General features: G+C 64.6%; 15 protein-coding genes and 1 pseudogene. 9 read left to right on the forward strand and 7 right to left on the reverse strand.

The genetic code is table 11. From position 1 onward, the window contains the following. Nucleotides 1-196: pseudogene (locus tag EOA32_RS20735) on the reverse strand (hypothetical protein); the annotation flags it as partial. An 88-nt stretch (nucleotides 197-284) separates the two neighbouring features. On the opposite strand from EOA32_RS20735, the gene EOA32_RS20740 reads away from it, so the two are divergent. Further along, entirely contained in the window at nucleotides 285-983 is a 699-nt protein-coding gene (locus EOA32_RS20740) for a type 1 glutamine amidotransferase (RefSeq protein WP_095832260.1), read from the forward strand. A 288-nt stretch (nucleotides 984-1,271) separates the two neighbouring features. Next, nucleotides 1,272-1,403 (forward strand): hypothetical protein, encoded by a 132-nt coding sequence (locus EOA32_RS40605; RefSeq protein ID WP_275955501.1) that lies wholly within the window; start codon nucleotides 1,272-1,274, stop codon nucleotides 1,401-1,403. A gap of 46 nt (nucleotides 1,404-1,449) precedes the next feature. Here the strand turns inward: EOA32_RS40605 and EOA32_RS20750 are convergent, their stop codons facing one another. The 3 genes from EOA32_RS20750 to EOA32_RS20760 are packed head-to-tail and all read right to left on the reverse strand — an operon-like array spanning nucleotide 1,450 to nucleotide 4,241. Further along, on the reverse strand, nucleotides 1,450-2,226 hold the full coding sequence (locus tag EOA32_RS20750; protein WP_095826931.1) for a metallophosphoesterase: 777 nt from the start codon (nucleotides 2,224-2,226) through the stop codon (nucleotides 1,450-1,452). Between the two features lie 59 nt (nucleotides 2,227-2,285). Beyond that, nucleotides 2,286-3,422: an alpha-hydroxy acid oxidase gene (locus EOA32_RS20755; RefSeq protein ID WP_095832261.1), complete on the reverse strand. Its 1,137-nt coding sequence runs from the start codon at nucleotides 3,420-3,422 to the stop codon at nucleotides 2,286-2,288. A gap of 15 nt (nucleotides 3,423-3,437) precedes the next feature. Then, nucleotides 3,438-4,241 carry an FCD domain-containing protein gene (locus EOA32_RS20760; RefSeq protein WP_067327345.1) on the reverse strand — a complete coding sequence of 268 codons (804 nt, stop codon included), beginning with the start codon at nucleotides 4,239-4,241 and terminating at the stop codon, nucleotides 3,438-3,440. A 208-nt stretch (nucleotides 4,242-4,449) separates the two neighbouring features. Here EOA32_RS20760 and EOA32_RS20765 point away from each other — a divergent pair, with 208 nt between their 5' ends. The 5 genes from EOA32_RS20765 (at nucleotide 4,450) to glcF (ending at nucleotide 10,651) form a co-directional block, all read left to right on the forward strand. Next, entirely contained in the window at nucleotides 4,450-5,766 is a 1,317-nt protein-coding gene (locus EOA32_RS20765) for a DUF3422 family protein (protein WP_095781905.1), read from the forward strand. A 286-nt stretch (nucleotides 5,767-6,052) separates the two neighbouring features. After that, nucleotides 6,053-7,549, forward strand: coding sequence for an FAD-linked oxidase C-terminal domain-containing protein (locus tag EOA32_RS20770; RefSeq protein ID WP_128372733.1), 1,497 nt, complete (start codon nucleotides 6,053-6,055; stop codon nucleotides 7,547-7,549). Nucleotides 7,550-7,613: 64 nt separating this feature from the next. After that, nucleotides 7,614-8,870, forward strand: a complete 1,257-nt coding sequence (glcE, locus tag EOA32_RS20775; RefSeq protein ID WP_128372734.1) for a glycolate oxidase subunit GlcE — start codon at nucleotides 7,614-7,616, stop codon at nucleotides 8,868-8,870. Further along, nucleotides 8,867-9,256: a DUF4870 domain-containing protein gene (locus tag EOA32_RS20780; protein WP_128372735.1), complete on the forward strand. Its 390-nt coding sequence runs from the start codon at nucleotides 8,867-8,869 to the stop codon at nucleotides 9,254-9,256. The genes glcE and EOA32_RS20780 overlap by 4 nt, the downstream gene beginning before the upstream one ends. Before the next feature lie 69 nt (nucleotides 9,257-9,325). Further along, nucleotides 9,326-10,651: a glycolate oxidase subunit GlcF gene (gene glcF / locus EOA32_RS20785; RefSeq protein ID WP_128372736.1), complete on the forward strand. Its 1,326-nt coding sequence runs from the start codon at nucleotides 9,326-9,328 to the stop codon at nucleotides 10,649-10,651. Here the strand turns inward: glcF and EOA32_RS20790 are convergent, their stop codons facing one another. Beyond that, nucleotides 10,652-11,572: a bifunctional 5,10-methylenetetrahydrofolate dehydrogenase/5,10-methenyltetrahydrofolate cyclohydrolase gene (locus EOA32_RS20790; protein WP_128372737.1), complete on the reverse strand. Its 921-nt coding sequence runs from the start codon at nucleotides 11,570-11,572 to the stop codon at nucleotides 10,652-10,654. It lies immediately after the preceding gene. A 339-nt stretch (nucleotides 11,573-11,911) separates the two neighbouring features. Then, nucleotides 11,912-12,652: a L,D-transpeptidase gene (locus tag EOA32_RS20795; protein ID WP_128372738.1), complete on the reverse strand. Its 741-nt coding sequence runs from the start codon at nucleotides 12,650-12,652 to the stop codon at nucleotides 11,912-11,914. A gap of 215 nt (nucleotides 12,653-12,867) precedes the next feature. On the opposite strand from EOA32_RS20795, the gene EOA32_RS20800 reads away from it, so the two are divergent. After that, entirely contained in the window at nucleotides 12,868-13,506 is a 639-nt protein-coding gene (locus EOA32_RS20800) for a DNA-3-methyladenine glycosylase I (protein ID WP_128372739.1), read from the forward strand. A gap of 126 nt (nucleotides 13,507-13,632) precedes the next feature. Here the strand turns inward: EOA32_RS20800 and EOA32_RS20805 are convergent, their stop codons facing one another. After that, nucleotides 13,633-13,869 (reverse strand): hypothetical protein, encoded by a 237-nt coding sequence (locus EOA32_RS20805; RefSeq protein ID WP_128372740.1) that lies wholly within the window; start codon nucleotides 13,867-13,869, stop codon nucleotides 13,633-13,635. Nucleotides 13,870-14,098: 229 nt separating this feature from the next. Between EOA32_RS20805 and hisS the strand changes: the two genes are divergently transcribed. After that, nucleotides 14,099-15,264: histidine--tRNA ligase (gene hisS, locus EOA32_RS20810; protein ID WP_128372741.1), on the forward strand; the 1,166-nt coding region annotated here is incomplete at its 3' end.

Here is a 15,264-nt window from a genome sequence, read left to right on the forward strand (position 1 = left end):
GATTGCGGCCCATCGGCTCGCGTCGCACGCCGCGGAATTGGCAGACGCAGATGATCCAGGCCGGCAGCGCCCAACGCTTCCGCAGAAGCGTTTTAGTCTCGGGGTCATGGATGATACCGCGATTGCCGGTGAAGAGGCCGCGCTCGGGCACGGCATGGATGACGCCGAACGGATCGACCCGGTTCTGCAGTGGCATAGCTTTCTCTCCGGCGCGCGGCTTGGCTGAAACCGAGGCGGCATGATATCGCTCCCACCGTCATTTTCATGTCAGCAGGGATTCGCGGATGCGGGTGCTGGTGGTCCAGAACTACGACAATACCGGCCTCGGCCAAGTCGGCGCCGCTCTCGCGGAGGCTGGCGCCGAGCTTGACTTGCGCCGCCCCTACCAAGGCGATCCGCTGCCCCGGGACGCGAACGGTCACGATGCCATGGTGGTTCTGGGCGGGGGGCAGAATGCGCTGGCCGACGACGACTATCCCTATTTTCCCGCCTTGCTCGAATTGACGCGCGATTTCGCCGGCAAGGACCGATCGGTGCTTGGCATCTGCCTCGGCGGCCAGCTCGTCGCCCGCGCCTTTGGCGCCGACAACCACATCGGCGGTGCGGTTGAATTCGGCTGGTGCGGGGTGTCGCTGACGGCCGAAGCCAAGCACGACCCTGTTCTCGGCGCCTTGCCGGAAAAGTTCCCGACTTTCCAATGGCACGACGATACGTTCGACCTGCCCGAGAAGGCCGTGCGGCTTGCGGGCAATGATGTCGCGGCGAACCAGGCTTTTCGTATTGGCCGCGCCGTCTATGGCTTCCAGTTCCATTTGGAGGCGGATCGCCCGCTGGTACGCGACTGGAGCACCTCCTTCGCGGCGCTGATCGCCGAGCGCCATCCCGACTGGACCGGCAGGCTCGACTACGAGATGGCTAGCAACGGACCGCACGCCGACGCCGCAGGGCTCGCGATCGCGCGTGCATGGGTGGCGACGATCTGACCGTCGCACCGCCGCGGAGCGTGACATAATTGGCACGCGGCGGCAGTTCCGCCTGGGGAAAACGCACTTCATTCTTGGTTTGTGTCCGGCCGCCCGCCTAAGAGGGCGCCCTCTGTATCGTCCGTGCAACCGCGATGAACCTGTTGTGTGATCCAAGCGACACACCGGCGATACAGAATCTGCTTAGAAGCGCGAAATCGTCGAAACATTGAGACGCATTTTATCGTTTCAACGCATTGGTAACCGCCTCGTGCACAGATGCAGAAAGCTCAACCAGAGATGACGTCCGTGAAAGCAGCGCTTTTGTCCTTTGTAATGCTGTCTGCCATCGTCGTGTGCGGCCTCGGCATTTATTCTGCCGACGCTGCAAACAATCACCAGGCCGTCGACGGCTACGGCGTCACCGCCGCGCTTCGCTAGAGCCTGATCCTTCCCGACAAACGGAAAGCTGATCCCACACTTGGGGTCATGGCCAGAACGCCATTCCCTCGACCGTCAGAATGCGCTTTTCAGCGCCGTCGACGGCAAGTGCGCTGAGCGTTCCCGCCTGCCAGGCGAGCGTGTCGAGATTGACGCGGTTGGCCATCACCTCGACGTCCGGCACCGGCGTATGCCCGTGCACGATCACTTTGGGATACAGCCCCGGATAATCGTGGAAGACGTCGCGGATCCAGATCAGGTCCTGCTCGTTCTGGCTTTCCAGCGGCACGCCGGGCCTGATGCCGGCATGGCAGAAGAAGAAGTCGCCGAAGGACGCTGAAAAAGACAGCGAGCGCAGGAAGTCGACATGGGCTTGCGGCACTGCTTCGACCAAGGCCGCGTGTCCGTGCGCCAGCGCCTCGTCCGACCTGCCGAACCAACTGCTGCCGGTCGAGAGTTTCACCCCGTATGACGCCGCGGTCTGGACGCCGCCATAGCGCATGAACAGACCCTCCGGATCGGGTTTGGCAAGGAATTCGAGCATGCCGATGTCATGGTTGCCGGCAAGCATGATGTTGCGGCGATCACGGCTCCGCGCCTCGATGAGGAATTCGATGACGTTCCTCGAATGCGGTCCGCGGTCGACATAATCGCCGAGATGGATGATGCGCCAATCGGACTTTGGTCCGTACTCCAGATCGCTTGCTATCCGGCTGTGCATGGCGGCGAGCAGGTCATGACGGCCATGCACGTCGCCGATGGCATAGATGCGTATGCCTTTCGGCCCGCGCGCGTCGAGATAGTGGATGCCGGCTTCAGTCAAGGCGACGTCTTCCCGTGTCTGTCATCACGGGAAACTAGGGCGGATCGGTGAATAAGCCCCTAGCGCCGCAGCTGGTCCTTGCCCATGTCGGTTACCAGACGCTTACCGCACAGCGCCAGCGTGATGTCCATCTCCTTGCGGATGATCTCCAGCGCCTTGGTGACGCCCGCCTTGCCCATCGCGCCGAGTCCGTAAAGGAACGGCCGGCCGATATAGGTACCCCTGGCGCCGAGGCAGAGCGCCTTGAGCACGTCCTGACCCGAGCGAATGCCGCCATCCATATGCACCTCGATCCGGTCGCCGACAGCGTCGGCGATCTCTTCCAGCACCGAGATCGAGGAGGCGGCGCCGTCGAGCTGCCGCCCGCCATGGTTGGACACGATGATCGCGTCGGCTCCCGTCTCGGCCGCCATCAACGCATCCTCCTTGTCGAGGATGCCCTTCAGGATCAGCTTGCCGCCCCAGCGCTCCTTGATCCAGGCGACATCCTTCCAGGACAGCTGCGGGTCGAACTGCTCCGTCGTCCAGGACGACAGCGAAGAAACGTCGCCGACACCCTTGGCGTGGCCGACGATGTTGCGGAAGGTGCGGCGCGGCGTGCCCGCTATCCCCAGGCACCAGCGCGGCTTGAGGGCGAGATCGATAATGTTGGCGAGCGTCATCTTGGGCGGTGCCGACAGCCCGTTGCGCACGTCCTTGTGACGCTGACCCAGGATCTGCAGGTCAAGCGTCAGCACCAGCGCCGAGCATTTCGCCGCCTTAGCGCGGTCGATGAGATTGACGACGAAATCCTTGTCGCGCAGCACGTAGAGCTGGAACCAGAACGGCGTCTTGGTCACCGAGGCGACATCCTCGATCGAACAGATGCTCATGGTCGAGAGCGTGAACGGCACGCCGAATTCCTCAGCCGCCTGCGCCGCGAGCATCTCGCCGTCGGCATGCTGCATGCCGGTCAGCCCGGTCGGTGCCAACGCCACCGGCATCGCCACCTTCTCACCGATCATGGTCGATTCCAGCGAGCGGTTGCTCATGTCGACCAGCACGCGCTGGCGGAATTTTATCTTGCCGAAGTCCTCCTCGTTGGCGCGGTAGGTGCTCTCCGTCCAGGCGCCGGAATCGGCATAGTCGAAGAACATCTTCGGCACCTTGCGGCGCGCCATGTCCTTGAGGTCGGCGATGGTGAGGATGTCGCTCATGGTAGTCCCCAGTGCTTAGGAGCGTTTGCGTGTCGGTTCGATGTCGCCGGCTTCCGAGCGCTGCCTGAGCCTCAGCCGTGACACGCGCTGCCAGTCGCCGCTGCGCTCGGCCTCAGCCATGGAGCGCTCGACATAGGTAATGTGGTCCATCGCCGCCTTGCGGGCGGCGGCAGGATCCGCCGCCTTGATCGCGGCGTGGATTGCCCGGTGCTGCTCAAGCAACGCCTCGCGCGCGCCGGGCACGGTGAAGACCAGCAACCGGTTCTGGAACACGCCCTCGGAGAGCAGCCGGTAGCAGGAGCGCAGCGTGTGCAGGAGGATGATGTTGTGCGCGCATTCGCAGACCGCGTGGTGGAATTCGACGTCGATTTCCGCCTCGTCGTCGAAGTCGCCGGTACGGTGCGCCTCGTCCATGCGCGCCATGATGCGGTCGAGCAGCGCCAGATCCTCGGGCGTCGCTCGCCGCGCCGCGTATTCGGCCGCGATTGCCTCGACCTCGCGCCGGTATTCGAGATAGTCGGTCACCGCCTTGCGGTGCATCGAGATCAGATCGGTCACCGGCTTGGTGAAAAGCTGGCCGATGACGTCGGCGACATGCGTGCCGCCGCCCGGTCTGGTGGTCAGCAGCCCGCGTCCTTCCAGCGCCTTCAGCGCGTCGCGCAGGATCGGCCGCGACACGTCGAACTGACGCGCCAGCTCGCGCTCGCCCGGCAGCCGGTCGCCGGTGCGCAGCACGCCCTCGAGTATCAGGCTCTCGATCTGCTGCACCACCTCGTCGGCGGTGCGCGAATGCTCGATCCTGGAGAAGATATCGCTCAATGGAAGCGCGCCTGGAAACGGAATGGATGTCGCGCAGATCTAAGCCTCCGTCGCCAACTGGTCAAATTATTTATCCAATTCGCCGAATCAGGTCGACTCCCCGGCGGCTCTGTGAATCGGCTGCAGCTGAAATTTGCTGTTTACGGCCCCTGCCGATTGCCGCAAGACAACGCGATTGCACGAAGGGTCGAAACCAGGGGGACCAGCCGTGTCGGACGCCAATCTCGAATTCCAGCCGCGCGCCCAGGGCAGCGTCATGGGCTTTCCGGCCCATGAGGGTCGCCCCGGCGCGCTAGGCGAGGTCCATGCTCGTCCGCACCCGCTGGTCGAGAAGCCGCGCGTGCTCATCCAACTCTCCTTCATGACCGAAGGCGGCTCGGCCGTCGACCTTGCCGTGCTGTCGGACCTGTCGCGGCGCTTGGGCATCGCAGCGCCCGAACGCCATGCCCGCCACCATGCCATGAAATGGGGCAAGGGCACCTTGCGCTGGGAACGGCATACGGAGTTCTCGACCTATCTCTGGGAAGGGCCGCTGGCCGAAAGCAGCCGGGGTCAGGAGGATTCGCCCTTCGGCAACGGCTTCTCGCCGCCGGGAACGGTGATTTCCGGCATCCGGCTCGAAATCCGCAAATGGACGCAGGCGAGCGAGAAGCTGATCGCCGGCTTCGATCCGACCAGCCTCTGCTATTCGCTGGTCGAGCGCGGTGCGGCGGCCATCGTCACGGACTTTCGCCAGGATGGCGACGGGCTGACCCGCATGCTGGTGCTCGACCGCGGCCTGACGCCGGCGAGCACCGGCGCCTTGTCGCAACGGCTGATCGACATCGAGACCTACCGGACGCTTGCCATGCTTGGCCTGCCGCTGGCGCTGACGCTGTCTGGCCGCGCCCGCCGCATCGAGGACCGGCTGGCGCAGACGACGCTTGAAATGAAGGCGGCCGAGACCCGCGACAGCCAGACCTTGCTCGCCGACCTCACCGAACTTGCCGCCGAATTGGAGGCCGATGCGGCATCCAGCCTCTACCGTTTCGGCGCCAGCCGCGCCTATGACGGCATCGTCAGCGAGCGCCTGGAGGCGCTGGATGAGGAGTCGGTACAGGGCTACGACACCTGGGCAGGCTTCCTGCAACGGCGCATGGCGCCGGCGATGCGAACCTGCCGCTCGGTGGAGGAGCGCCAGGCGAACCTCTCGCGAAAACTCACCCGCGCCACCACGTTGCTGCGCACCTGGGTCGATGTCGACGTCGAGAAGCAGAACCGCGACCTGCTGGCCTCGATGAACAATCGCGCCAGGCTGCAGTTGCGCCTGCAGCAGACGGTCGAAGGCCTCTCCGTCGCTGCCGTCTCTTATTATGTCGTCGGCCTCATCGGCTATGTCGCCAAAGGCGCGTCGAGCTTCGGCCATGCCTTCCCGCCGGAAGTCGTCACCGCGGCTTCGGTGCCGGTCGCCATCCTGCTCGTCTGGTGGGGCGTGCGCCGCGTGCGCAAGATGCACTCCGAGCCGGCCAAGCATCCGGGCGAGTAAACTTCCCCTCGACCGGGAGATTTCCCGAAGACAACAGAGGGCCGCGGCGCGAGAAGCTCCAGGATCTTCCTCGACGCCAGACGAGCCGGCGATTACGTGAGGCGAACCCCTGACCGCTTCGCGGCCATCTCCCCTCGAGGGTCCCTCAAGCGGGCAGAAGCCAGCGGCAGATTGCCGCTGCGAAAGCTCGGCCGTCGTTCGCCATCCGATTTCGACCAAAGCAGCGTTTGCAAGGAATGCTCCCGGCTGGTAAAAGATTTTGACCAGTCGAGTGGAGGAGGCTTCGATGTCCGGCCTTGCCATGCCCAAGCCAGATGCCGGGACGCTGCGCAAGCGCGCCGAGATCGTCGCCGACATGCGCATCATCGTGCCGGGCGAGGGCGTTGTCGATACGGCCACCGAGATGCGCGCCTTCGAGAGCGACGGCCTGACCGCCTACCGCCAACTGCCGCTCGTCGTCGTGCTGCCCGAGACGGTGGCGCAGGTCTCCCGCGTGCTGAAATATTGCAACGAGCGCAACATCCGCGTCGTGCCGCGCGGTTCCGGCACGTCGCTGTCGGGCGGCGCGCTGCCGCTCGAGGATGCCGTGCTTCTGGTGATGAGCCGCTTCAACCGCATCCTCGCGATCGACTATCCGAACCGTGTCGTCGTCGCCCAGCCGGGCGTCACCAATCTCGGCATCACCGCCGCCGTCGAGCACGAGGGCTTTTACTACGCCCCCGATCCATCCTCCCAGATCGCCTGCTCGATCGGCGGCAATGTCGCGGAGAATTCCGGCGGCGTGCATTGCCTGAAGTACGGGCTTACCGCCAACAATGTGCTGGGCATCCAGATGGTGCTGATGAATGGCGAGGTGGTGCGGCTCGGCGGCAGCCATCTCGATCAGGAAGGCTATGACCTGCTCGGCGTCATGACCGGCTCGGAAGGCCTGCTCGGCGTCGTCACCGAGGTGACGGTGCGCATCCTGAAGAAGCCGGATACGGCCCGCGCGCTGTTGATCGGCTTTCCGACCAGCGAGCAGGGCGGCCAGTGCGTCGCCGACATTATCGGCGCCGGCATCATCCCGGGCGGCATGGAGATGATGGATCGCCCGGCGATCCACGCGGCCGAGGATTTCGTCCATGCCGGCTATCCGCTGGATGTCGAGGCGCTGCTGATCGTCGAGCTCGACGGGCCGAGCGTCGAGGTCGATCACCTGATCGGCTTGGTCGAGGCGATCGCCTACCGCAACGGCTCGACCACCTGCCGCATCTCGCAGTCGGAGCAGGAGCGGCTGAGCTTCTGGGCCGGACGCAAGGCGGCCTTCCCGGCCGTCGGCCGCATCTCGCCCGACTATTACTGCATGGACGGCACCATCCCGCGCAAGGAGCTGCCGCGCGTGCTCGCCGGCATGCGCGATCTCTCCGAAAAACACGGGTTGGGCGTCGCCAATGTCTTCCATGCCGGCGACGGCAACCTGCACCCGCTGATCCTCTACGACGCCAACGTGCCGGGCGAGCTCGACAAGGCCGAGCGTTTCGGCGCCGACATATTGCGGCTGTGTGTCGAGGTCGGCGGCGTGCTCACGGGCGAGCATGGCGTCGGCGTCGAGAAGCGCGACCTGATGCCCGAAATGTTCAACCAGGTCGATCTCGACCAGCAAATGCGCGTCAAATGCGCCTTCGACCCCAGCCACCTGCTCAACCCCGGCAAGGTCTTCCCGCAGCTCCGCCGCTGCGCCGAGCTCGGCCGCATGCACGTGCATCGGGGCCAGGTGGCGTTTCCGGACATTCCGAGGTTTTGATGGGAACGTCCCAGAACTTGGGTTTCTCTCCCCGCTTCGCGGGGGCGAGGAACCGGAGATTGCAATGACCACCTTCACCCCATGCACCCTCGCCGAAGTCCTCTCCACCATCCAATGGGCCGCCGCGGAGGAAAGCCCGCTCGAAATCCTCGGCCATGGCTCCAAGCGCGGCATTGGCCGGCCGCTGCAGACCGAGCATACGCTCGACCTGTCGACGCTCACCGGCGTCACGCTCTACGAGCCGGCCGAGCTGGTGCTTTCGGCACGCGCCGGCACGCCACTCGCCGAAGTCGAAAAACTGCTTGCCGAGAACGGCCAGCAATTCGCCTTCGAGCCGATGGATTACGGGCCGCTGCTCGGCGGCGAGCCGGGTAAGGGAACGCTGGGCGGCGTGCTGGCTTCGAACCTATCCGGTCCGCGCCGGCTCAAGGCGGGTGCGGCACGCGACCACATTCTCGGCATATCGGCGGTTTCCGGCCGCGGCGAAGCCTTCAAGTCGGGTGGCCGCGTCGTCAAGAACGTCACCGGGTACGACCTTTCCAAGCTGATGGCGGGGAGCTGGGGCACGCTTGCCGTGCTGACCGACGTCACCTTCAAGGTGCTGCCGGCGGCGGAAACCGAGGTGACTTTGGCCATTCGAGGCCTGCTCGACGATGCTGCCGTTGCGGCCATGGCGCTGGCGCTGGGCTCCAGCGCCGAGGTCTCGAGCGCCGCGCACCTGCCCGAGCGGATCGCCGCGCGCGTCGCCGCCGGCCATCTCGGCAGCGATGCCGCGACGCTGCTGCGCGTCGAAGGCTTTGGCCCCTCGGTCGTCTACCGTGCCGAGGCATTGCGAAACCTGCTCAGCAAGGCCGGCCCGCTGCAGGAAATTGCCGGCGAAGCGTCGAAGGCGATCTGGCGCGACATCCGCGACTGCGCGCCCTTCGCCGATGGTGCCGCAAGGCCGGTCTGGCGCGTCTCGATGCCGCCGTCTGAGGCGCATCACATAGTGATGGCGCTGCGCATGCAGGCGGCGGTCGATGCCTTCTATGATTGGCAGGGCGGGCTCGTGTGGCTTTCGATGCGCGAGGATGATCCGGAGGCGGAACTGCTGCGCGCATTGATCCGCAAATATGGCGGCGGTCACGCGACGCTGGCGCGCGCGTCTGCCTCGCATCGCGCGGCGCTCCCCGTTTTTGAACCGCAACCGCCGCATCTGGCGGCGCTTTCCGCGCGGGTCAAGGCCGAGTTTGACCCGAAGCACATTCTCAACCCCGGCCGCATGGCGCCTACTTCCAGCTCTGCTACTCTTCCTCAGTCAACGGAGGGAGCAGCACCATGACCAATGCCAATCCAGGCCCGGGCAGCGGCTCGCGCCAGACCGATCGCTGGCTTGAGCCGGGCCAGACCAACGCGCTGGTCATCTACATTCTCTATCTCGCCAGCCTTGTCGTCGGCGTCACCGGCATTATCGGAATCGTCCTCGCCTACATCAATCGCGGCAAGGCGGGCGGCTATGTCGAAAGCCACTACACATTCCTGATCAGGACGTTCTGGATCGGCCTTCTCTACGCGCTGATCTCGGTGGTCCTGATGATGCTCGCGATCGGCTTCCTGCTGATGTTTGCGGTTGCCGTCTGGTTCATCGTCCGCTGCATTCTCGGCCTGCAGGCGCTGCAGCGTCGCGAGCCGATCAGGGACCCGCAAAGCTGGCTTCTCGGTCAATGAGAGCATGATCCAGCAAAGTGGAAACCGGTTTGCGGAAAAGATCATGCTTAGACGATAAGGACATTTTTCGTGCAGACCAATTTTTCAGCCGCGCAGCTCGCTGACCCGCATGTCGCGGAATCGGAGAAGATCTTGCGCAAATGCGTGCATTGCGGCTTCTGCACCGCTACCTGCCCGACCTATGTAACGCTCGGCAACGAGCTGGATTCGCCGCGCGGCCGCATCTATCTCATCAAGGATATGCTGGAGAACGGCCGGCCGGCGGACAAGGAGATCGTCACCCATATCGACCGCTGCCTCTCCTGCCTTGCCTGCATGACGACATGCCCGTCAGGCGTGAATTACATGCATCTGGTCGATCATGCCCGCGCCCACATCGAGCAGACCTACAGACGGCCGCTGCTCGACCGGCTGACCCGCGCCATGCTGGCTTTCGTGCTGCCCTATCCGGGCCGCTTCCGCGCCGCGCTGAAGCTCGCCGGACTCGGCCGGCCATTGATCGGCCTGTTGGAAAAGCTGCCGACCCTGAAGCCGGTCGCCGCCATGCTGAAGCTTGCGCCGTCGTCGATCCCGCCGGCATCGCCGATCGCCTCGCCCGCCGTGCATGGCGGGCAGGGCACGAAACGCGGCCGCGTCGCCATCCTCACCGGCTGCGCCCAGTCGGTGCTCGATCCCGCCATCAACGAGGCGGCCGTCTCTTTGCTGACGCGGCTCGGCGTCGAGGTCGTGGTGCCGGAAGGCGAGGGCTGCTGCGGCGCGCTAGTGCATCACATGGGCCGCGAGGACCAGGCATTGGCTTCGGCCAGGCAAAATGTCGACGCCTGGATGCGCGCAATCGACCAGGGCGGGCTCGACGCCATCATCATCACCGCATCGGGCTGTGGCACTACGATCAAGGATTACGGCTTCATGCTGCGTCTCGATCCGGCCTATGCGGAAAAGGCGGCTCGTGTCTCGGCGCTGGCTAAGGACATCACCGAATATCTCGCTCCCCTCGACCTGCCCGAGCCGGTGCGCAAGCCGGGCACGATCGTCGCCTATCATTCCGCCTGCTCGATGCAGCACGGCCAGAAGATCACCCGTCAGCCGAAGGAGCTTTTGGCCAAGGCGGGCTTCATAGTGCGCGAGCCGCGCGAGGGGCATCTCTGCTGCGGCTCGGCCGGCACCTACAACATCCTGCAGCCCGACATTTCGGCCAAGCTGCGCAACCGCAAGGTGAAAAATATCGAGGCGACCGGCGCCGAAATCGTTGCCACCGGCAATATAGGCTGCATCACACAGATCGCGTCCGCGGCGAAGCTGCCGGTGGTGCACACGATAAAATTGCTCGACTGGGCCTATGGTGGTCCGAAGCCGGAAGGCGTTTCCGAGAAAAGCCTGGTCGCCCCCGAATAGCTACTCAGCCGCCAGCTGGTCCGCCACACCGTAGGTCGCGCGGTAGAGCGCGCGCTGACGGTTGAGCGCCACCATGGTGTTGCGCAGCAGGATCGCCACCGTCAGCGGGCCGACGCCGCCCGGCACCGGCGTGATCCAGGAAGCGACCTCCTTGACGCTCTCGGTGTCGACATCGCCGACGATGCGGCTCTCGCCGTCCGGGCCGATCTCGGAATTGATGCCGATGTCGATGACGCAGGCGCCGGGCTTCACCATCTCGGCCTTGATCAGTCGCGGCCTGCCGACGGCGACGAACAGTGCATCCGCGCGCCGCGCATGCGCCGCCACCGAGCGCGTCATGTGATGGCACACCGTCACCGTCGCGCCCTCGCTCATCAGCAGGAAGGCGATCGGCTTGCCGACGATCTCGGAATGGCCGACCACCACCACCTCGAGGCCTTTCAGGTCGAGGCCGGTTTCCTTGAGAAGCTCGACCGATGCGGCCGCCGTGCAGGGCGCGAGATCGAGCTGATTGTAGACGATGTTGCCGATCGAGGCCGGATGCATGCCCTCGACGTCCTTCAGCGGGTGCACCGCCGACTGCAGCGTCTTGATTGGGATATGCGCCGGCACCGGCCGCTGGATGATGATACCGGTGACCCGCGGATCGGCGTTGAGGCCGTGAATGGCGGCTTCCAGCTCGCCCGCGGTGATGTCGGCGGCAAAGCGCCGTTCCTCGAAGCCGATGCCGGCAAGCCCGGCCTTGGCGCGCTGGTTGCGCACATAGACGTCGACCGCGTCGGTGTCGCCGACGGTGATCGAGACCAGCTTCGGCGGGAAGCCTTCCGCTGTGGCGATGGCCGCTTCCTCGCGTACCGAAGCGATGATGCGCTGGGCGACCGGACCGCCCCTGAGATTGCGGCTGTCGTCGGACCGGGTCATAGGTGGAACCTCTGCCTTCTGGAGCAACTCCAGAAGGGCGGTTTTCCGTCCGGAATTGCGTAAAACCAAGATTGTGCGCTGCAATAGCAGAGGTGCGCCGGGAAATCAGCCCCGAATGCGAAACATGCTGCTTCCGGGGCGACCCGTTGAGGGGCTTGAAACGAAAAGGGCAGCGCGGTCTCCCGTGCTGCCCTTTCGTGACTGACCGTATCCCCACACGGCCCGTCCCCCGTTAACTCGATGCCAGTCTAAGCATGTCTCGCTAATCCGCGCTATGGCTTGAGGGCAACAGCAAGCGCCAAACTGCTCAGCGCCGCCTAACCGGCTGATTCGCAGTTACTATATCACCTCGACGGTTGTTCCGACATTGACGCGCTCATAGAGGTCGACAACATCCTCGTTGCGCATGCGGATGCAGCCGGAGGACACCGCGCCCCCGATCGTCCAGGGCTGGTTGGTGCCGTGGATACGGTATTCCGTGGTGCCGAGATAGAGTGCGCGCGCGCCGAGCGGGTTCTCGATGCCGCCGGCCAGATAGGTCGGCAGGTAGCGGCCCTTGGCCGCTTCGCGGGCGATCATTGCCGCCGGCGGGCGCCAGTCCGGCCACACTTTTTTGTCGGTGATCTTGTGCGTGCCCGACCATTCGAAACCGGGCTTGCCGGTGCCGACGCCGTAACGGCGCGCCTTGCCGTCCTGCTCGACCAGATAAAGGAAGTTCTGGTGGGTATCGATGACGATCGTGCCCGGCTTCTGCGGCCCGCCATAGGCGACTTCCTGAGGCAGGTAGATCGAGTTGATCTGTGGCCTCATCACCATGCGCTTGGCAGGCTGCCGCACGGCTGCGGTGCGCTGCTGGTCGGGCTGCGCCAGGAAAAGCCGCCGCAGCGGCTGCTGGGTCGCCTGGCGGCTCGGGCGCACGATCCCTGGCGCATGGCCGAGCTGCAGCACCCAAGGCGCTGAAAGGTCGGGGCTCACCATCACGGGCGGCCTGTCGGCATAACGGTCATTGGCGAAAGAGGTCGTCGCGCCGGCGGCAAGCACCGCGGCTGCGCCGAGCACGAAAGTGAACGCTGTCTTCATCGGAACGCACCTTGATCGTCGAACTCGTCCGAGGGCAGGGAAGAGCTCTCGGCGTGGCGATCCTTGACGCTGAGCGGCAAGCAAAACATGAATCGGAATGCGTAAAATGCCGACTTGTCAGTAAACTTTGTGGTGTGGTTACCGGCCGGTTCAGGAATCTGGTAAAGCCACCGTAAAACCGACGCTTTGGCGCATTAACGGACGGATTTCCGACAATGGAAAAAGAACATGCCGGCCTGCTCGACGGCCCCGACGGTATCACACGCTGCTTCTGGCACGGCAATCTGCCGGACTATCTGCACTATCACGACCATGAATGGGGCCGGCCGGTAGCGGACGATCGCCGGCTCTTCGAAAAGATCTGCCTCGAAGGTTTCCAGTCCGGTCTCTCCTGGCTGACCATCCTGCGCAAGCGCGAGAATTTCCGCGAGGCTTTCGCCAATTTCGACTTCGACAAGGTGGCGGCGTTCACCGACAAGGATGTCGAGCGTCTGCTCGGCAATGTCGGCATCATCCGCCATCGCGGCAAGATCGTCTCGACCATCAACAACGCCGGGCGCGCCCGTGAAATGGCCGATGAATTCGGCTCGCTGGCCGCCTGGTTCTGGAAGTTCGAGCCGGGGCCTGACGAGCGGCCGACGGTTGTCGACCTTGCCCATCTGCGCGCCAATCCGACGACGGCGGTCTCGGTCCGGATCTCGAAGGAACTGAAGAAGCGCGGCTGGAGCTTCGTCGGCCCGACGACCGTCTACGCCTTCATGCAGGCGATGGGCTTGGTCAACGACCATCTCGAAGGCTGTGTCTGCCGGGCAGAGGTGGAGGCCGAGCGGCAGAGGTTCAAGAGACCGAAATAGCGTCACCTCTACCCGCCCCCTTATGGCCCCCTTGTGGGCAGGTCGCGCCGAAGGCGCGGGTCGGGTCGCAAAACCGAGCTCATCGCCTCCGACGCTACGCGTCTTCAGATTGGAGGGTGCGGAAGATCAGAGACTACCGGCGCTTGTCAGAAACAGCCCGGCGATGATGGCCGCCACGGCCGCAAAGGCCGGGTAGATCACCAGCAGTCCGGTCACCAGCGCGTCGCGCACCGTCGGCTTGTGGGCTTCCGCCACGACCTCGAACGGCCCTGCAGGCTGCTGCGCCGGCTTGGGGGTGGCGCTGCCGGCCGGCCGGAGCTTGGCAACCGGCTTGCTCTGGATGATGTCTTCCGTGGTCGTCATGGCCCGAACCCTTATTTCGGCGCGCTTATATGGTCCTCGATTGTGTCGGCAGCATGCCGCGCCGGTGACGCGATTGTTTCGTTCTTGGCGCCGTTTTGTTTCGAAGGCGTGGCCTTTCCTTCTCGCACAAGGAGAAGGGAAGGCGCCAACCCTTGCCGCCCAAGGCGGTATCGTCTAGGACACGCCCGCTCGAAATAAGTCAGCGTTCACATAGCGAAAAGACCCATCCATGGCCGACAAATCGGAAAAGACGAAAGCGCGCCTGCCGCGCGGTTTTGCCGACCGCAGCGCAGAAGACATTCGCGCCGTCGAGAAGATGATGGCGACTATACGCTCGGTCTATGAGCTTTACGGTTTCGAGCCGGTCGACCAGCCGATGATCGAATACACCGACGCGCTGGGCAAATTCCTGCCCGACCAGGACCGGCCGAACGAAGGCGTCTTCTCGTTCCAAGACGATGACGACCAGTGGCTGTCGCTGCGCTACGACCTGACGGCGCCGACGGCGCGCTTCGTCGCCGAGAATTACGACCGCCTGCCGAAACCCTATCGCAGCTACCGGTCCGGCTGGGTGTTCCGCAACGAGAAGCCGGGCCCTGGCCGCTTCCGCCAGTTCATGCAGTTCGACGCCGATACGATCGGCACGCCGGGCGTCGCCGCCGACGCCGAGATGGCGATGATGATGGCCGACGTGATGGAGGCGCTTGGCATCAAGCGCGGCGACTACGTCATCCGCGTCAACAACCGCAAGGTGCTGGACGGGGTGCTGGAGGCGATTGGGCTTGGCGGTGAGGAGAATGCCGGGCGCAGGCTGACGGTGCTGCGCGCCATCGACAAGCTGGACAAGCTCGGGCCGGAAGGCGTGAGGCTGCTGCTTGGCCCGGGACGATGGGATGGCGGCAAGGAAGGCGAAGGCGATTTCGCAAAGGGCGCGGGGCTGAATGACGCGCAGGCCGAAGCGGTTCTTCTCGCAACGGCAAGGAACGGACAGGCTGGCCAGGATTCCACCGTCGGTGCCAACGCTGTGTATCAGGAAGGCGTCGGCGAACTTGCAACGATTGAAGCTCTGGTCAGGGCTGCAGGGTATGGGGAGGACCGCGTTGCGATGGACCGCTCCGTCGTGCGCGGCCTCGAATATTACACCGGCCCGGTCTTCGAGGCCGAGCTGCTGGCCGAAATCCCCAACGAGGACGGCCAGATCGTGCGCTTCGGCTCGGTCGGCGGCGGCGGCCGCTATGACGGGCTGGTCTCGCGCTTCCGCGGCGAGCCGGTACCGGCGACCGGCTTCTCGATCGGCGTCTCGCGGCTGATGACGGCGCTGAAGAACCTCGGCAAGCTCGACACTTCCGACGTCATTGCTCCGGTCGTCGTTCTGGTCATGGACAAGGATACGGA

Source organism: Mesorhizobium sp. M1A.F.Ca.ET.072.01.1.1, from assembly GCF_004023325.1.
In the GTDB taxonomy this organism is placed as follows: domain Bacteria; phylum Pseudomonadota; class Alphaproteobacteria; order Rhizobiales; family Rhizobiaceae; genus Mesorhizobium.

Excerpts from the sequence above, each read along its gene's own strand:
- EOA32_RS20755 (WP_095832261.1), bottom strand. The coding sequence starts at position 3,422 with ATGAGCGACATCCTCACCATCGCCGACCTCAAGGACATGGCGCGCCGC.
- EOA32_RS20780 (WP_128372735.1), top strand. The coding sequence starts at position 8,867 with ATGACCAATGCCAATCCAGGCCCGGGCAGCGGCTCGCGCCAGACCGAT.
- glcE (WP_128372734.1), top strand. The coding sequence starts at position 7,614 with ATGACCACCTTCACCCCATGCACCCTCGCCGAAGTCCTCTCCACCATC.
- EOA32_RS20790 (WP_128372737.1), bottom strand. The coding sequence starts at position 11,572 with ATGACCCGGTCCGACGACAGCCGCAATCTCAGGGGCGGTCCGGTCGCC.
- EOA32_RS20800 (WP_128372739.1), top strand. The coding sequence starts at position 12,868 with ATGGAAAAAGAACATGCCGGCCTGCTCGACGGCCCCGACGGTATCACA.
- EOA32_RS20795 (WP_128372738.1), bottom strand. The coding sequence starts at position 12,652 with ATGAAGACAGCGTTCACTTTCGTGCTCGGCGCAGCCGCGGTGCTTGCC.
- EOA32_RS20770 (WP_128372733.1), top strand. The coding sequence starts at position 6,053 with ATGTCCGGCCTTGCCATGCCCAAGCCAGATGCCGGGACGCTGCGCAAG.
- EOA32_RS20740 (WP_095832260.1), top strand. The coding sequence starts at position 285 with ATGCGGGTGCTGGTGGTCCAGAACTACGACAATACCGGCCTCGGCCAA.
- EOA32_RS20805 (WP_128372740.1), bottom strand. The coding sequence starts at position 13,869 with ATGACGACCACGGAAGACATCATCCAGAGCAAGCCGGTTGCCAAGCTC.